Annotated in this window: 17 protein-coding genes; 15 read left to right on the top strand and 2 right to left on the bottom strand. The window is 57.4% G+C overall.

Annotation, left to right across the window (positions count from 1 at the left end; genetic code table 11):
- Positions 1 to 3: 3 nt before the first annotated feature.
- The 15 genes from A3K90_RS04910 (at position 4) to A3K90_RS04980 (ending at position 13,752) form a co-directional block, all read left to right on the top strand.
- On the top strand, positions 4 to 579 hold the full coding sequence (locus tag A3K90_RS04910; RefSeq protein ID WP_303681444.1) for a tetratricopeptide repeat protein: 576 nt from the start codon (positions 4 to 6) through the stop codon (positions 577 to 579).
- A 5-nt stretch (positions 580 to 584) separates the two neighbouring features.
- On the top strand, positions 585 to 812 hold the full coding sequence (locus tag A3K90_RS04915; protein ID WP_303681445.1) for a hypothetical protein: 228 nt from the start codon (positions 585 to 587) through the stop codon (positions 810 to 812).
- Positions 813 to 1,021: 209 nt separating this feature from the next.
- Complete coding sequence (locus A3K90_RS04920) at positions 1,022 to 2,296, top strand: YhcG family protein (RefSeq protein WP_303681446.1); 1,275 nt, start codon at positions 1,022 to 1,024, stop codon at positions 2,294 to 2,296.
- Positions 2,297 to 2,314: 18 nt separating this feature from the next.
- Positions 2,315 to 2,464, top strand: coding sequence for a hypothetical protein (locus tag A3K90_RS04925; protein ID WP_303681447.1), 150 nt, complete (start codon positions 2,315 to 2,317; stop codon positions 2,462 to 2,464).
- A 186-nt stretch (positions 2,465 to 2,650) separates the two neighbouring features.
- Positions 2,651 to 3,082, top strand: a complete 432-nt coding sequence (locus A3K90_RS04930) for an NADH-quinone oxidoreductase subunit A (RefSeq protein WP_303681448.1) — start codon at positions 2,651 to 2,653, stop codon at positions 3,080 to 3,082.
- Between the two features lie 27 nt (positions 3,083 to 3,109).
- On the top strand, positions 3,110 to 3,679 hold the full coding sequence (locus tag A3K90_RS04935) for an NADH-quinone oxidoreductase subunit B (RefSeq protein WP_303681449.1): 570 nt from the start codon (positions 3,110 to 3,112) through the stop codon (positions 3,677 to 3,679).
- 28 nt (positions 3,680 to 3,707) lie between these two features.
- Positions 3,708 to 4,226: an NADH-quinone oxidoreductase subunit C gene (locus tag A3K90_RS04940; protein ID WP_303681450.1), complete on the top strand. Its 519-nt coding sequence runs from the start codon at positions 3,708 to 3,710 to the stop codon at positions 4,224 to 4,226.
- Between the two features lie 33 nt (positions 4,227 to 4,259).
- Positions 4,260 to 5,462 (top strand): NADH-quinone oxidoreductase subunit D, encoded by a 1,203-nt coding sequence (locus A3K90_RS04945; protein WP_303681452.1) that lies wholly within the window; start codon positions 4,260 to 4,262, stop codon positions 5,460 to 5,462.
- Positions 5,459 to 6,577, top strand: coding sequence for an NADH-quinone oxidoreductase subunit NuoH (nuoH, locus tag A3K90_RS04950; RefSeq protein WP_303681453.1), 1,119 nt, complete (start codon positions 5,459 to 5,461; stop codon positions 6,575 to 6,577). Before A3K90_RS04945 ends, nuoH begins: the two co-directional genes overlap by 4 nt.
- A 28-nt stretch (positions 6,578 to 6,605) precedes the next feature.
- On the top strand, positions 6,606 to 7,238 hold the full coding sequence (locus A3K90_RS04955; RefSeq protein WP_303681483.1) for a 4Fe-4S binding protein: 633 nt from the start codon (positions 6,606 to 6,608) through the stop codon (positions 7,236 to 7,238).
- A gap of 22 nt (positions 7,239 to 7,260) precedes the next feature.
- The gene (locus A3K90_RS04960) at positions 7,261 to 7,791 is read left to right on the top strand and encodes an NADH-quinone oxidoreductase subunit J (protein ID WP_303681454.1); all 531 of its coding nucleotides are present in this window, start codon (positions 7,261 to 7,263) and stop codon (positions 7,789 to 7,791) included.
- Between the two features lie 29 nt (positions 7,792 to 7,820).
- A complete protein-coding gene (gene nuoK, locus A3K90_RS04965) occupies positions 7,821 to 8,138 on the top strand; it encodes an NADH-quinone oxidoreductase subunit NuoK (protein ID WP_303681456.1) in 318 nt (105 codons plus the stop codon).
- A 34-nt stretch (positions 8,139 to 8,172) separates the two neighbouring features.
- Positions 8,173 to 10,497 carry an NADH-quinone oxidoreductase subunit L gene (gene nuoL / locus A3K90_RS04970; protein WP_303681457.1) on the top strand — a complete coding sequence of 775 codons (2,325 nt, stop codon included), beginning with the start codon at positions 8,173 to 8,175 and terminating at the stop codon, positions 10,495 to 10,497.
- A 40-nt stretch (positions 10,498 to 10,537) separates the two neighbouring features.
- Positions 10,538 to 12,175, top strand: a complete 1,638-nt coding sequence (locus A3K90_RS04975) for a NuoM family protein (RefSeq protein ID WP_303681458.1) — start codon at positions 10,538 to 10,540, stop codon at positions 12,173 to 12,175.
- A 41-nt stretch (positions 12,176 to 12,216) separates the two neighbouring features.
- Complete coding sequence (locus tag A3K90_RS04980) at positions 12,217 to 13,752, top strand: NADH-quinone oxidoreductase subunit N (protein ID WP_303681459.1); 1,536 nt, start codon at positions 12,217 to 12,219, stop codon at positions 13,750 to 13,752.
- 111 nt (positions 13,753 to 13,863) lie between these two features.
- Here A3K90_RS04980 and folE read toward each other — a convergent pair whose 3' ends face one another.
- Both folE and A3K90_RS04990 read right to left on the bottom strand, forming a co-directional pair.
- Positions 13,864 to 14,559: a GTP cyclohydrolase I FolE gene (gene folE, locus A3K90_RS04985; RefSeq protein ID WP_303681460.1), complete on the bottom strand. Its 696-nt coding sequence runs from the start codon at positions 14,557 to 14,559 to the stop codon at positions 13,864 to 13,866.
- Positions 14,519 to 15,007 (bottom strand): 6-carboxytetrahydropterin synthase, encoded by a 489-nt coding sequence (locus A3K90_RS04990; protein ID WP_303681461.1) that lies wholly within the window; start codon positions 15,005 to 15,007, stop codon positions 14,519 to 14,521. The genes folE and A3K90_RS04990 overlap by 41 nt, the downstream gene beginning before the upstream one ends.
- Positions 15,008 to 15,173 lie beyond the last annotated feature (166 nt).

Genomic DNA, 15,173 nt, shown 5'->3' on the forward strand with positions numbered 1-15,173 from the left:
GCCATGTCCGATTCTGCCTTGAACCCTTCCGGCCCGGCCCTCTACGCTGAGGCACTCCGGTGCATGGAGCAGCAGGAGAACGAGCGTGCCCGGGTCCTGCTCGACCAGCTGCTGCTTGAAGATTATCGCGATCCGAAGGTACGCTACGCCAGTGCCATGGCTTATATCGCTCTTGCGGCATACCGCAAAGCGGGCTGCGAACTGCTCCGTTCGATCGTGCTCGACCGGAGCTTCGTTCCGGCATGGCGCCACCTCGGGTTCGTGCAGCTGACGCTCGGCAAGGAGGAGGAGGCCCTGAAGACGCTCCGCCACGCACTCGAACTTGATCCTGCCTACGCTGAAACCTGGTGCGTGCTCGGTGATGTGCATCTCGACCTCGGGGAGTACGACGAGGCCCGGGCGGCATTTGACCATGCGCTGGAGCTTGAGCCCGACAACCCCGAGCCGCACCGCAAGCTCGCCATGTTCCATGTGTCGCGCGGCGACATGAAATCGCTCCGGATGGAATACGAACTGCTGAAGACGCTGGATGCCGACATGGCTGCCCAGATCGGAAGCCTATTCTTCGATGAACAATGAACAGAATGAAAACAGGCAGAATGAAAACGGGCCTTCTCGTCCTCTTCGCCCTTGTCTGGGCTCCCATCGTCTTGCTCGCACTCGGCTCAATGCTCGCGCCGCCCGTTTTTGCCCTGACCGGTTCGCATGCGGCTGCCGGAGCGGCCTCGGTGATCTCGACGGGAGGCATCGTGTATCTGTTCGTAAGGCAGCTGGGACAGTTCAGCCGGAAAATCGGAGGCGGGGAGGCTTGAGTTTGATACTCTCCATGAATGCCGCACAGAAAGAGATGGTAGGTGCTCGTGCATCTCTGGCACTTGAGGCGATTCTGAAAAGTTTTCCCAATTGAGGCAAGGGCTTTAGGTATTGGTTGTAGCAATGGGTGGATCAGAGTCATGCCAGCCGTTGAAAAATTGGCAATTACCTTCCCTCAAACAATTCGTGTCGCCGGCAGGAGGATGAAATGAAACTGAAGCATGATAATCGTTCGGCTGTTCCACTATTCACCCCGCCGATTGCCGGTGACCTCTTCGCACGGGTCGCCTCCATCCTTGAACAGGCTCGCTGCAATGTTGTCCGTTCGGTCAATTCAAATATGGTGCTTGCTTACTGGCTGATCGGCAGGGAGATTGTGCAGGAGCTTCAGGGCGGTGAGGGGCGTGCGGAATATGGCAAACAGATACTCGAAAACCTTTCGGATCGTTTGAGCGTTCAATACGGCAAGGGTTTTTCCGCACCTTCTCTATGGAATTTCAGGCGGTTTTATCAGGTGTATGCTGACCGGCTTGAGATTCTCTCCCCGTCCGGTAGAGAATTGGATGAGGCCTCAAAACTCTCCCCATCCGGAAGAGAATTAATGTCTTCCGAAACAGCTCAGCCGTTTGGCGATGCATGGTTAAAAGGTTTTTCCGCTTTGCTTTCCTGGTCGCATTACCGTGCTTTGATGCGGGTGCAGGATGGAGAGGCTCGCGCGTTTTATGAACTGGAAGCAATCGAATGCGGCTGGAGCAAGGCTCAGCTTGAACGTCAGATTCAATCCTCCTATTATCAGCGAATCATCGCCAACCGGGGCAAAGCGGGCCTGATTTCGACCGATCGTGAACGACTGCCGGGTGAGGGTGCAGAAGCAGAAACCATTCTGAAATCTCCCTATGTACTGGAATTCCTCGGACTGCCCGATTCGAGAAACCTGCACGAAAATGCTTTGGAGCAGGCAATAATCGACAACCTGCAATCATTCCTTCTGGAGCTCGGCAAGGGGTTTTCCTTTGTTGCCCGCCAGAAACACATACGTTTTGATGATGATGATTTCTATGTCGATCTGGTGTTTTACAACTTCATGCTCAAGTGCTTTCTGCTCATCGACCTCAAGATCGGAAAATTGACTCATCGGGATGTTGGGCAGATGGACGGGTATGTCCGTCTGTTCGAGGACCGCTTTAAAGTGCAGGGAGACAGCCCCACCATCGGCCTTATTCTCTGTTCGGACAAGGGTGAAGCCGTTGCGAAATACTCGGTATTGAGCGAGGGGAGGCAGATTTTCGCCTCGAAGTACCTGCAATACCTGCCCAGTGAGCAGGAATTGATGCTGGAAATTGAAAAGGAGCGGAAGCTGATTGAGGCCGCTTTGGACGACACTACCCGGAATTTGCCGGTTGCTGATAGTGATGAAGAGATTCAAGGCGTTCGTCTGAGGCCGCCTGCGTCCTCTCCAGATGCTGACACGGCTGATACATGAGTAACATTCAGCGGGAATGTGATCTGCTCAAACGGCCGCGCCGTTGCCCTGACCGGTTCGCATGCGGCTGCCGGAGCGGCCTCGGTGATCTCGACGGGAGGCATCGTGTATCTGTTCGTAAGGCTGCTGGGACAGTTCAGCCGGAAAATCGGAGGCGGGGAGGCTTGAGCTCCTGATTTTTTTCTTCTTCTTGTCTTTCCCTGAAGTTTAAAATTGTTAACTTCAGACCTTTCTGCTCCCGATCTCCCGGACCCTATGTACAGCATTATCCTGCACTGATTTTTTCTGGGCCGGAAGTGAATTTTTTTTATATTTGCGCACCCGTCTTCAGGGTGCAACACAAAACCGAACAGCATGGACCAGACACTGAGTGATTTTGGCAATGTTTTCGTCTTTCTTCTCCTCGGTGTCGTTTTCGTCGCCGGAGGATACCTCACCGCCCGCATGCTGCGCCCGAGCCGCCCCAATCCCGCCAAAAACTCTACCTATGAGTGTGGTGAAGAAGCCGTGGGCTCCGCATGGGTCAAGTTCAATATCCGTTTTTACGTCGTTGCCCTCATCTTCATCATCTTCGATGTTGAGGTCGTTTTTCTGTTCCCCTGGGCCACCGTATTCCGCCAGCTTGGCAGTTTCGCGCTCATCGAGGCGCTTGTGTTTGCCGGCATCCTGATCCTCGGTCTTGTATATGCATGGGTGAAAGGGGATCTCGACTGGGTACGGCCGACCCCTTCTGTTCCCAAGATGCCGGAGATGCCTTCACCGAGACAGTCCGCCGGGCGCGATTGATTCCTAACCACTTTTTTCCTCGCTACCATGGGTTTACTTGACGCAGGTTTTTCCAGGGACAATGTGCTGGTGGCGCCTGTCGACGCCGTCCTCAACTGGGCCCGCCTCTCGTCGCTCTGGCCGATGGGCTTCGGCCTGGCATGCTGCGCCATCGAGATGATGGCCACCAACGCCTCAAACTACGATCTTGAGCGCTTCGGGATCTTCCCCCGCTCCTCTCCCCGCCAGTCAGACCTCATGATCGTTGCCGGAACGGTCACCATGAAAATGGCTGAACGTGTCGTACGCCTTTATGAGCAGATGCCCGAGCCGCGCTATGTGCTTTCCATGGGAAGCTGCTCCAACTGCGGCGGACCTTACTGGGAGCATGGCTATCATGTCCTGAAGGGTGTCGACCGGGTCATTCCGGTTGATGTCTATGTCCCCGGCTGCCCTCCGCGCCCCGAGGCGCTCATCGGCGGCCTCATGAAGGTGCAGGAGCTCATCCGCATGGAGCAGATCGGCATGTCGCGTCAGGATGCCCTGAAGAAACTTGCCGAAACGGGCGTCGAACCCCAGCCGTACATCGAGCGTGAACGCAGTGCCGCAGGCGCATAACTTTCAACAGACCAGAGAGACCACCACGATGGAAGAAGGAACAATCGGATCGAAGCAGGTGCAGCTGAGCGAGGCGGCATACAGCGTCATCCATGAGAAGTTCGGCGAGGCCATTTCGGCGTTCGACAGGAACCCCACCATGCCCTTTTTCGAGGTGCAGGATACGGCCCTCTGGACCGATATCGCCCTCTTTATGAGGGACCATCCCAAGCTCAAGTTCAACTACATGGCATGCCTGTCGGGCGTTGATTACCCCGAGGAAGAAAAGCTGGGCATCGTCTGCAACCTCGAGTCGATCGGCGCCTATCCGCACCGCATCGCCGTGAAGGTGAAGTGCCCGAGAGAGGGCGGCTCGATACCGAGCGTGTCCTGCGTGTGGCATACCGCCAACTGGCATGAGCGGGAGGCATACGATATGCTGGGCATTCTTTTCACGGGTCATCCCGACATGCGCCGGATCCTCTGCCCGGACGACTGGGAAGGGTGGCCGCTCCGCAAGGATTACCGGGTCCAGGAGAGCTACCACGGCATCAAGGTGCCATACTAGAAAAGGTTAACACTGTCAAATCCGCTTACGACTATGCAGGAATTGGAAATGGCCGGACAGGGTTCGGTGAGGGTGACCCGGAAAAGCGATAACGTGGTCATCATCGAAAAGGACCTTGCCACTGAGGAGATGGTCCTCAGCATGGGCCCCCAGCACCCGTCCACCCATGGGGTGCTCCGTCTCGAGTGCCGGACCGACGGAGAGGTGGTGACGGAGGCTGAGCCCTACCTCGGTTATCTTCACCGCTGTTTCGAAAAACACTGCGAGCATGTAGACTACCAGGCCATCGTTCCCTATACCGACCGTATGGACTACCTTGCCGGCATGAACAGCGAAATGGCCTACGCCATCGCCGTCGAGAAGCTGCTGGATATTGAAATCCCGCGCAGGGTCGAGTTCATAAGGGTAATCGTCAGCGAGCTGAACCGCATTGCCTCTCATCTTGTCGCCATCGGCACCTACGCCATCGATCTTGGGGCCTTCACCCCGTTTCTTTTCTGCTTCCGCGACCGCGAACATATCCTCAACATGCTTGAGTGGGCTTCGGGTGCAAGGATGCTCTATAATTATATCTGGATCGGAGGCCTTGCCTACGACGTCCCTTCCGATTTCCAGAAGCGTGTAGGGGAGTTCGTCGACTACTTCCGCCCGAAAGCAGTCGAACTCTCACGCCTCCTTACCGAAAACGAGATCTTCGTCAAGCGCACGAAAGGCATCGGCATCATGCCGGCCGACGTGGCCATCAATTATGGATGGTCGGGCCCCATGCTCCGTGGTTCGGGCGTGCAGTGGGATCTTCGCCGCAATGACCCGTATTCGATCTATCCTGAACTTGATTTCGCCGTCCCTGTTCCCGACGGGAAGTTTTCCGATGTCGGCGACTGTCTCTCCCGCCACCTTGTGCGCGCACTTGAAATCGAGGAGAGCCTCAAGATCATCGAACAGTGCATCGGGAAGATGCCTCCGGCGGAGGGCTTTGACCCGAGAGCCGCAGTTCCGAAGCGCATCCGCCCGAAAGCAGGTGAGGTGTATGCACGCGCCGAAAACCCCCGCGGTGAACTTGGCTTCTACATCCTTTCCGACGGCAAGTCCACGAGCCCGCTCCGCTGCAAGGCCCGGTCATCCTGTTTTGTCAACCTTTCAGCCATGAAGGACCTCTCGAAAGGACAGCTGATACCAGATCTCGTCGCCATCATCGGCAGCATCGACATCGTGCTCGGGGAGGTTGACCGATGAGCTTCAACGCATTACCGCAATCCAGCATGCCACTTCTTATGGGTAACAGCCTCAATGCCTGGTCGGACGCCCTCACGGGCTTCGCCCCGATGGGCCTGCCTCTCGGCCTTCTTGTCATTGCCGCCATTCCGCTTGTCTTCATTGCCCTTTACGCCCTTACCTACGGCGTCTACGGTGAACGCAAGATTTCGGCGTTCATGCAGGACCGTCTCGGTCCGATGGAGGTCGGAAAATGGGGTATCCTGCAGACCCTCGCCGACATCCTCAAGCTGCTCCAGAAAGAGGACATCGTGCCGACCTCTGCCGACAAGTTTCTTTTCGTCATCGGCCCCGGCGTGCTCTTCGTCGGATCCTTCCTTGCCTTTGCAGTCCTTCCCTTCGGTCCTGCATTCATCGGCGCCAACCTGAACGTCGGCCTGTTCTATGCCATCGGCATCGTCGCACTTGAAGTGGTCGGCATACTCGCTGCAGGATGGGGCTCGAACAACAAGTGGGCGCTCTACGGCGCCGTGCGCAGCGTGGCGCAGATTGTCAGCTACGAAATCCCCGCCGCCATCGCCCTTCTCTGCGGTGCCATGATGGCCGGTACGCTCGACATGCAGGAGATCAACGTGCTCCAGTCCGGCACCTGGGGGTTTGCGCACTTCTTCCTTTTCCAGAGCCCGATTGCATGGCTCCCGTTCCTCATCTACTTCATCGCTTCGCTGGCAGAGACCAACCGCGCCCCGTTCGACATTCCCGAGGCCGAGTCGGAGCTCGTCGCCGGGTACTTCACCGAATATTCCGGCATGAAGTTCGCCGTCATCTTCCTTGCCGAGTACGGCAGCATGTTCATGGTTTCGGCCATCATCTCCATCGTCTTCCTCGGCGGCTGGAACTCGCCGCTTCCGAACATCGGGCCCCTCGCCCTCAACGACATGACCACCGGGCCTGTCTGGGGCGCGTTCTGGATCATCATGAAAGGATTTTTCTTCATCTTCGTGCAGATGTGGCTGCGCTGGACCCTTCCCCGCCTCAGGGTCGACCAGCTCATGTATCTCTGCTGGAAGGTGCTCACTCCGTTCGCTTTCCTCAGCTTCGTTTTGACTGCGATCTGGATGATATACGTACCCTGACCGTTACCTGTTAATGACAGAACACACTATGAGCGAGTATTTCAAGAATATTGCAACCGGCGCCACCACCATTGCCACCGGCATGGGGATCACCCTGAAGCATTTCTTCAATGCCGTCCACCGAAAGGGAGACGCCGGCATTGACGATGTGGACTACTTCGGCCAGGTTGACGGCCTGGTGACCCTCCAGTACCCCCGCGAAGCGGTCCCGACCCCGTCAAACGGACGCTACCGCCTCCACAACGACATCGACGACTGCATCGGCTGCGGCCAGTGCGTCAGGGCATGTCCTGTCCGCTGCATCGAGATGGAGACCATCAAGGTGATGCCGGAAGACCTTGCGGCCTGTGGCAAAACCTCAGGCGGCCAGCAGAAGAAGTTCTGGGTTCCTCTCTTCGACATCGACACCGCAAAATGCATGACCTGCGGCATCTGCACCACCGTATGCCCGACGGAGTGCCTCCGCCATACACCGGTGGCTGATTTTTCCGATTTCGACCGCTGGAACCTTGTCTACCATTTCGGCAACCTCACCCGACACGAAGCCGAGGCCAAGAAGAGGAAGGTTGAAGAGGCACAGGCGAAGGCCCAGGCAGAAAAAGAGCGGAAGGCCGCCGAAGCAGCAGCGGCTTCCGCTGAACCCGGCGAGACGAACCCTTAACAGCAGAACTGAAAGAGAGACCATGACGAACCCAACCTATACGGCCATCTTTTACCTCTTTGCCGCCATCACGGTGCTGTCCGCGGCGTTCGTGGTGTTTTCGCGCAACATCATCTATTCGGCCTTCTCGCTGCTCTTCACTTTTTTCGGTATCGCGGCCCTCTACGTGTTCCTCTCGGCCGACTTCATCGCCGTCACCCAGGTCGTGGTCTATGTCGGCGGCATCCTCGTCCTCCTGCTCTTCGGCGTGATGTTCACCAACAAGGTGATGACCACCGATTTGAAGGCAGACGTCCTGAACGTCGTTCCCGGTGCACTCCTTCTGCTCGGCACCCTTGCGGGGCTTCTCTACACCTTCTATACCACAAACGGGTGGATGCCTTCGGAAACCATGCTTGAGGGCAGCGTGGTCGAGCGGATCGGCTTTGAAACCATGTCGCGTTTCGTCCTGCCGTTTGAAATGGCTTCCATCCTGCTGCTTGCCGCACTGATCGGAGCAGCTTTCCTCGCCCGCTACGATGCCAAGGGCGGCCGCGGCAACAGCGAACAGTAACCACGAACTTTACGGAGAGAGTCCACCACATGGAACAGCTGACAGCAATCGGAATCAACCACTACCTGACCATTTCGGCGATCCTTTTCGCCCTTGGCCTTTTTGCCGTGATGACGCGCCGCAACGCCATCGTCATCCTGATGGGCGTCGAGCTCATCCTGAACGCCGCAAACATCAACTTCCTTGCCTTTTCCAAGTGGAACGGCGGTATGGAAGGGGTGATGTTCAGCCTCTTTGTCATCGTGCTTGCCGCAGCAGAAGCGGCCGTGGCGCTTGCCATCATCATCAATATCTACAAGATCTTCAACACGGTCGATGTCTCATCCGTCGACTCCATGAAAGAGTGATCACAGGGGTACAACCGAATAATCATAGAGGACCATGCACAGTTTAATCCAGTTGTCAATAGCCGTACTGCTACTGCCGCTGCTCTCGTTCGTCATCCTGATATTCTTCAACCGGCGCCTGCCGCGCAGGGGGGACTTCATCGGGGTCGGCATTCTCGGCACGACCTTCGCCCTTTCGGCCTATATATTCTGGACGGTCATCGTCGAGCACTACGATCCGGCATTCCGTGTTGCATGGGACTTCACCTGGCTTGATTTCGGCAATGTCCCCGGCGTCGGTCCGCTTCAGGTCAAGATGGGCATCGTCGTCGACAACCTGACGGCCATCATGCTCGCCATGGTTACCCTTATCAGTTTCCTCGTGCATCTCTACTCCACGGGATACATGAAGGGCGACAAGCACTACGGCCGTTTCTTTGCCTATCTCGGCATTTTCACCTTCTCGATGCTCGGCATCGTGCTGAGCGACAACCTCTTCTCCATCTACATTTTCTGGGAGCTCGTCGGACTTTCATCCTATCTGCTCATCGGCTTCTTCTTCGAAAAAGAGAGTGCTGCCGATGCACAGAAAAAAGCGTTTCTCGCCAACCGTGTCGGCGATATCGGCATGTGGCTCGGTATCCTGATCCTCTACTCGCAGTTCCACACCTTCGGATACCAGGAGATTTTCCAGAAACTTTCAGCAGGTGAGTTCGGCCTGTCGCACGCCTGGCTGACCGCGGCCGGCATCCTCCTCTTCATGGGCTGCGTCGGCAAGTCGGCCCAGTTCCCGCTCCATGTCTGGCTTCCTGACGCCATGGAGGGCCCGACTCCGGTATCGGCCCTCATCCACGCCGCCACCATGGTTGCCGCCGGCGTCTACTTTGTGGCCCGCATTTTCGTGCTCCTCACGCCCGAGGCGCTGCACCTCATCGCATTCATCGGCGCCTTCACCGCCTTCATGGCGGCCACCATCGCCATTACCCAGCAGGACATCAAACGGGTCCTTGCCTACTCGACCGTCTCGCAGCTCGGCTACATGGTGCTTGGTCTCGGTGTCGGCGCCTACTCGGCAGCCCTCTTCCACCTCGTCACGCACGCATTCTTCAAGGCATGCCTGTTCCTCGGTTCCGGCGCCATCATCCACGCCATGCACCACGAGCAGGACATGCGCTGGATGGGAGGGCTGCGCAGGAACATGCCCTGGACTTTTGCCACCTTCATCATCGCCACCTTCGCTCTTGCCGGTCTTCCGCTCACCAGCGGGTTCATGAGCAAGGACGCCATCCTTGCCGGTGCTCTCGGGTTTGCACAGACTGAAGGCACCTGGTACTACTATCTGGTTCCGGTGCTCGGCTTCTTCTCCGCGCTTCTGACCGCGTTCTACATGGGCCGGCAGATCTGGCTCGTCTTCTTCGGCGAAAGCCGCACGCACCTCAAGCCCTCCGACCCGCACGACCACCATGCGGCACATGCCCATGACGGTCATGACGGTCATGACGGTCATGATGAAGAGCACGGCCATCATCCGGTCCATGAGGTAGCATGGAACATGCGCCTTCCGCTGGTCGTTCTGGCTGCCCTCTCGATTTTCATCGTCTATTCTCCCGATCCGCTTGACGGCGGCAAGGGCTGGTTCATGAAGATGATCCCGACACCCGCAACGGTGGTTGGAGGAGAGCAGCACGGTATTTCAGAAGCCTTTATGGCCATGTCCGCAGAGGAACACGGAACTGCAGCCGCACCCGAAGCGGTGCAGGCCGAAGCGGCAGCCGCTGAGGATATGCATGCCCCGGCAGCAGCGCATGCTGAAGCGGTGACTGAACCCCATCCCTCCGCCGCATCGGGAGAGCACGCCGAAGGCCACACGTTCGCCGATCCCCGTCAGGCCGAAATCGCGCACCTGACCCACGCGGCCCATAACCGCGCCATCCAGATCTCTACCGTCATGGTGATCCTCGGCATCGGCTTCTCCCTCACCGTCTATGCCTTCAAGGTCATCGATCCGGACCGTACAGCCCGGGCCATCCGCCCCCTCTACCTCATGTCATACAACAAATGGTACTGGGACGAGATCTACCAGGCGACCTTCATCAGGGGGTCCATGCTGATTGCCGCCATGTTCTCGTGGTTCGACCGCAACATCATTGACGGCATGGTCAACGGCATCGCCACCCTGACCAGGAAATTCGCGTTCCTCAACGGCAGCTTCGACAAATATGCTGTTGACGGAATGGTCAACTTTACCGCATTTTTCGTTAACACGTCCGGCGGAGTGCTGAAAAAGCTCCAGACCGGAAAGGTGCAGACCTATGTTGTCATGGTGATGCTGGCCGTCTTCGGCTATTTCGTCTACTACTTTGCACAACTGGTCTCCTGAGAGGATTTACTTTTCAATTGCTAACATACCGATAGGGAACATGCTGAGTTTAATTGTCTTTCTGCCCATTATCGCCGGCCTGGTAATCCTTGCCGTGCCCTCCTCCCAGAAGCAGATCATCCGGATGGTATCGCTGCTTGCGGCAGTGGTCCAGATGGTGCTTGCGGTCATGATCTGGCAGGGATACGACCCCTCGCTCGCGGGCATCACGGCCGTGGCGGGAGGCTCTCCTGAAGGGTCGTTCCAGTTCATCGAGCGCCTCCCGTGGATCAGCCTGGACCTGGGCTCGATGGGCAGCATGAACATCGAGTATTTCCTCGGTGTCGACGGCCTCTCCATCACCATGGTGATCCTCACCGCGCTCGTCTCGACCATCGGCGTGCTCTCAAGCTGGACCATCCAGAAGCAGGTCAAAGGCTACTTCCTGCTCTACAACCTTCTGGCCACGGCCATGATGGGCTGCTTCGTCGCACTCGACTTCTTCCTCTTCTACGTGTTCTGGGAACTCATGCTGCTTCCGATGTACTTCCTCATCGGCATGTGGGGCGGCCCGAACCGTGAGTACGCGGCCATCAAGTTCTTCCTCTACACCCTGTTCGGTTCCGTTTTCATGCTCCTCGTCATGATCGCCCTCTACTTCAGCGTCATCGACCCGCTTACCGGCAACCACACCTTCAGCCTGGTCGCCATGGCAAGCCAGGAGAACTACATTCATGACGCCATTCTCGGACCCGAAAACGTCATGTGGCGCACCGTGGCCTTCATCGTGCTCTTCATCGGCTTTGCCATCAAGGTCCCGATGTTCCCGTTCCATACCTGGCTCCCCGACGCACACGTCGAGGCTCCGACCCCGATTTCCGTCATCCTGGCCGGCGTGCTTCTGAAGCTCGGCACCTACGGCATGATGCGCATCAACTTCCCGCTCTTCCCTGAAGTGTTCCAGGCCTCGATGTACGTGATCGGTGTGTTCGGCGCCATCAACATCATCTATGGCGCTTTCTGCGCCCTGGCACAGAAGGACCTGAAGAAGATGGTGGCATACTCCTCCATCAGCCACATGGGTTACGTGCTGCTCGGCCTTGCCGCCGGCAACAGCGAGGGCATGACCGGAGCGCTCTACCAGATGTTCAACCATGGCACCATCACCGCCATGCTCTTCCTGCTCGTCGGTGTGATCTACGACCGTGCCCATACCCGCCAGATCGAGAAGTTCGGCGGCCTGGCAACCTATATGCCGGTCTACTTCGGTGTCGTGATGATTGCATGGTTCGCCTCCCTCGGCCTTCCGGGCCTCAGCGGGTTCATTTCGGAGGCCTTCGTCTTCGTCGGTGCTTTCAGCTCCGAAGTTACCCGCCCCATCGCCATCGTATCGGTGCTCGGCATTGTTTTCGGTGCAGCCTACCTGCTCTGGTCGCTGCAGCGGATGTTCCTCGGAAAACGCCGTGACGACGCTGCCTACGACCTCGAGATCGGTGAGGACGGCCATGAGCACATCCATTTCCACGACTGGAAGGGCAAGCTCGACCTCGACGCACGTGAACTGGCCATGCTGGTGCCGCTTGCCGTCATCATCATTTTCCTCGGAATCTACCCGATGCCGATCATGGGCCTCATGACAAGCAGCATCAACAAGCTTGTCCAGGTGCTTGCACCGGTGGCTATGGCGGCCATCAACTGAGAGGGACGTACTGACCGAAACCAGAATAAACGAAGAGAATCATGTTCGAGCTCCCATCAGGTGCTGAAATACAGAATATCATCGCCAGCCTGAAAGCAGGTGCGGGGTCATTCATTCCCGAAATCTATCTCTCCATCCTTTTCATGGCGCTGATCCTTGTGGATCTCGCGACGAAGGGGCGGAAGCCGATTCTGCTCGGCTGGCTGACTTTCGCCGGTCTTGCAGGAAGCATGTTCTTCATCCACCAGCAGCACCAGATGGAGGCCGGAGAGCTGTTTTTCGGGATGTACGTGCTTGACGAGTTCGCCATCTTCTTCAAGTACTTCTTTGTCGTGTCCGCCATGTTTGCCGTGGTGCTCACGATGGCCGACCGGCGGTTCGATACCGAGGTGAAGAGCATCGGCGAGTACTATGCACTTATTGTAGCCATGCTGATCGGAATGGTCATGATGGCCGCAGCCTCCGACCTCCTTATGGTGTTTCTCTCGATGGAACTCGTCAGCCTCTCGGCCTACGTCCTTTCGGGCTATTTCAAGCGCGACGGCCGCTCTTCTGAAGCCGCCCTGAAATATCTTGTCTACGGAGCGGTCTCCTCAGGCCTGATGATCTACGGCTTCTCCCTCATCTACGGCCTCACTGCCCAGACCAACCTGCTCCTCATCAGCGCCGAACTTGCCGAGCATGGCTACGACCCGCTGGTGATGATGCTCGCCACCCTGCTCATCCTTGCAGGCTTCGGCTACAAGATCGGTGCTGTTCCGTTCCATTTCTGGAGCCCCGATGTTTACGAGGGTGCCCCGACGCCGGTCACCGCGTACCTCTCGGTCGCCTCAAAAGCCGCAGGGTTCGCGCTCCTTCTTCGGTTCTTCTATATCGTCATCCCGCACGGCCTGAGTCCGTATGAGGATATCGCAGGCAGTGAATGGCTTGCCCTGCTTGCCATCATTTCCGTTGCCTCCATGATCTATGGCAACGTGGTGGCCATCTGGCAGAAGAATGTGAAACGTCTTCTTGCATACTCCTCCATCGCACACGCAGGCTACCTCCTGCTTGGCGTCATCGTGATGGACTCGATCGGCACCCAGGCAGTCCTCTTCTACCTGCTCTCCTACCTGCTGATGAACTACGGTGCGTTCTATGTCATCATCCTCATCTCCAACCGTACCGGCAGTGAGAACCTCGACGACTACCGCGGCCTCGGCCGCAAGATGCCGCTTGCCGGCGCAGCCCTCACCGTATTCCTCATCTCCCTCGTCGGGCTGCCTCCGACGGTCGGTTTCATCGGCAAACTGTTCATCTTCTCGGCCCTGCTCTCGAAGGGGTCCCTCTACGTCGGACTCGCTCTTGTCGGCATCATGACGAGCGTGATTTCGCTCTACTACTACATGCTCATTCCTCTGAACATGTTCCTCCGAGAATCCCTCGAGCCTAACGAGCGGGAGCAGAACCCGGGTCTTTTCGCCAATGTACTGATGGCTGTCCTCATGGTGCTCACCATCTGGTTCGGTCTTTTCTTCGAGCCCCTTTCAGAGTTTGCCCACTACTCATCGGCTCTGTTCGGTCTCTCGTTCTACTAAAGCCAGCTGCCCCCCAGGCCGCACCCGAGACGAAGAAACCCCGCCCTGCATCTGCTGCATGGCGGGGTTTTCCTGTTTCATTTCAACCGCGGAGGGTGCGGGGGATGGCGGCTACTGGCGGATCAGGCGGAGGAACTCTCCGCGGGTGGACTCTGAGGTGATGAACTGGCCCGACATGGCAGAGGTTGTGGTGACGGAGTTGAGTTTCTCGACCCCGCGCATCACCATGCACATGTGCTTCGCTTCGATGACGACGCCGACCCCCTTCGGGTTCAGGACATCCTGTATCGCGTCCCGGATCTGCTGGGTGAGGCGCTCCTGCACCTGCAGGCGGCGGGCGAACACTTCAACCACGCGCGCGAGCTTCGAGAGTCCGACGATCTTTCCATCGGGTATGTAGGCCACATGGGCCTTGCCGAAGAAGGGGAGCATGTGGTGTTCGCACATCGAGAAAATGTCGATGTCGCGAACGAGCACCATCTCGTCGTACGACTCCGTGAATACGGCTTTCTTCAGCATCTCCTCCGGGTCCTGGCGGTAGCCGCGGGTAAGGAACGCCAGCGAGCGGGCGACCCGTTCAGGGGTTTTCAGGAGGCCTTCGCGCATAGGATCCTCGCCGACAGACTCCAGCATGGTGGAGACGGATGCGGAAAGTGCGGCATGCGCTTCCGGACAGAGTTCCTGCGGGTCGAGCGGGTACTCGTCGTCGTCACAGCAGGTGCCCCTGCCGGTGAAGAGGGGGGTGTTTATCGGGGTATGCATAGGGTTATTCTCCGAGGTAGCTGACGCTGTTTTTTCCTGTTTCATGTAATTTGACTGCTTGGAGGGAGATCTCCCGGTTGTCGATGGCTGCAATGCGTTCTTCGAGTATGTCCCAGATGAGGACGGCAAGTGTCTCAGTCGTCGGTACCAGCCCTTCGAGTTCCGGGACGTCGTGGTTCAGGTGGCGGTGGTCGAAGCGCGCCGTCACCTCCTCTTCGAGGATCTTTTTCAGCTCCTTCAGGTCGAACAGGTACCCGGTTTCAGGGTCCACGGTGCCGCCGAGGGTGATTTCAAGCTGGTAGTTGTGGCCGTGGCCGTACTTGTTTGCACACTTTCCGTACACCCGGGTGTTCATCTCTTCGCTGAACTTCGGGTTGAAGAGCCGGTGGGCTGCGTTGAACTCGATGGTGCGGGTTACATAGACCTTGGGCATTCGTTCGGGCGGGGGCGGGGCAACGGGAGGAGTGGATAGCGGGGTCTTTTTCTGTTTCATTTCTTTAGGGTGCAATGCTGTTCAGAGGGGTACAATGTACTCAATAAAGCTGATTATATTGGAATGGCGTATTTTACTGTCACCGTCTGATTCAACGGGCTGCGGCAGCAATAAGTTTCAGCATCGCGGCAGGAAAAACCGCATACGGGAACCCCTCCCTGCCGCC

This window comes from Pelodictyon luteolum, from assembly GCF_001622165.1.
GTDB classification, from domain to species: Bacteria; Bacteroidota; Chlorobiia; order Chlorobiales; family Chlorobiaceae; genus Chlorobium; species Chlorobium luteolum_B.

What these genes read in the sequence shown, in the direction of transcription:
- A3K90_RS04910 (WP_303681444.1), top strand. Translation starts at nt 4, where the DNA reads ATGTCCGATTCTGCCTTGAACCCTTCCGGCCCGGCCCTCTACGCTGAG.
- nuoH (WP_303681453.1), top strand. Translation starts at nt 5,459, where the DNA reads ATGAGCTTCAACGCATTACCGCAATCCAGCATGCCACTTCTTATGGGT.
- A3K90_RS04920 (WP_303681446.1), top strand. Translation starts at nt 1,022, where the DNA reads ATGAAACTGAAGCATGATAATCGTTCGGCTGTTCCACTATTCACCCCG.
- A3K90_RS04915 (WP_303681445.1), top strand. Translation starts at nt 585, where the DNA reads ATGAAAACAGGCAGAATGAAAACGGGCCTTCTCGTCCTCTTCGCCCTT.
- A3K90_RS04945 (WP_303681452.1), top strand. Translation starts at nt 4,260, where the DNA reads ATGCAGGAATTGGAAATGGCCGGACAGGGTTCGGTGAGGGTGACCCGG.
- folE (WP_303681460.1), bottom strand. Translation starts at nt 14,559, where the DNA reads ATGAAACAGGAAAAAACAGCGTCAGCTACCTCGGAGAATAACCCTATG.
- A3K90_RS04955 (WP_303681483.1), top strand. Translation starts at nt 6,606, where the DNA reads ATGAGCGAGTATTTCAAGAATATTGCAACCGGCGCCACCACCATTGCC.
- A3K90_RS04990 (WP_303681461.1), bottom strand. Translation starts at nt 15,007, where the DNA reads ATGAAACAGAAAAAGACCCCGCTATCCACTCCTCCCGTTGCCCCGCCC.
- A3K90_RS04930 (WP_303681448.1), top strand. Translation starts at nt 2,651, where the DNA reads ATGGACCAGACACTGAGTGATTTTGGCAATGTTTTCGTCTTTCTTCTC.
- A3K90_RS04980 (WP_303681459.1), top strand. Translation starts at nt 12,217, where the DNA reads ATGTTCGAGCTCCCATCAGGTGCTGAAATACAGAATATCATCGCCAGC.
- nuoL (WP_303681457.1), top strand. Translation starts at nt 8,173, where the DNA reads ATGCACAGTTTAATCCAGTTGTCAATAGCCGTACTGCTACTGCCGCTG.
- A3K90_RS04975 (WP_303681458.1), top strand. Translation starts at nt 10,538, where the DNA reads ATGCTGAGTTTAATTGTCTTTCTGCCCATTATCGCCGGCCTGGTAATC.
- A3K90_RS04940 (WP_303681450.1), top strand. Translation starts at nt 3,708, where the DNA reads ATGGAAGAAGGAACAATCGGATCGAAGCAGGTGCAGCTGAGCGAGGCG.
- A3K90_RS04935 (WP_303681449.1), top strand. Translation starts at nt 3,110, where the DNA reads ATGGGTTTACTTGACGCAGGTTTTTCCAGGGACAATGTGCTGGTGGCG.
- nuoK (WP_303681456.1), top strand. Translation starts at nt 7,821, where the DNA reads ATGGAACAGCTGACAGCAATCGGAATCAACCACTACCTGACCATTTCG.
- A3K90_RS04960 (WP_303681454.1), top strand. Translation starts at nt 7,261, where the DNA reads ATGACGAACCCAACCTATACGGCCATCTTTTACCTCTTTGCCGCCATC.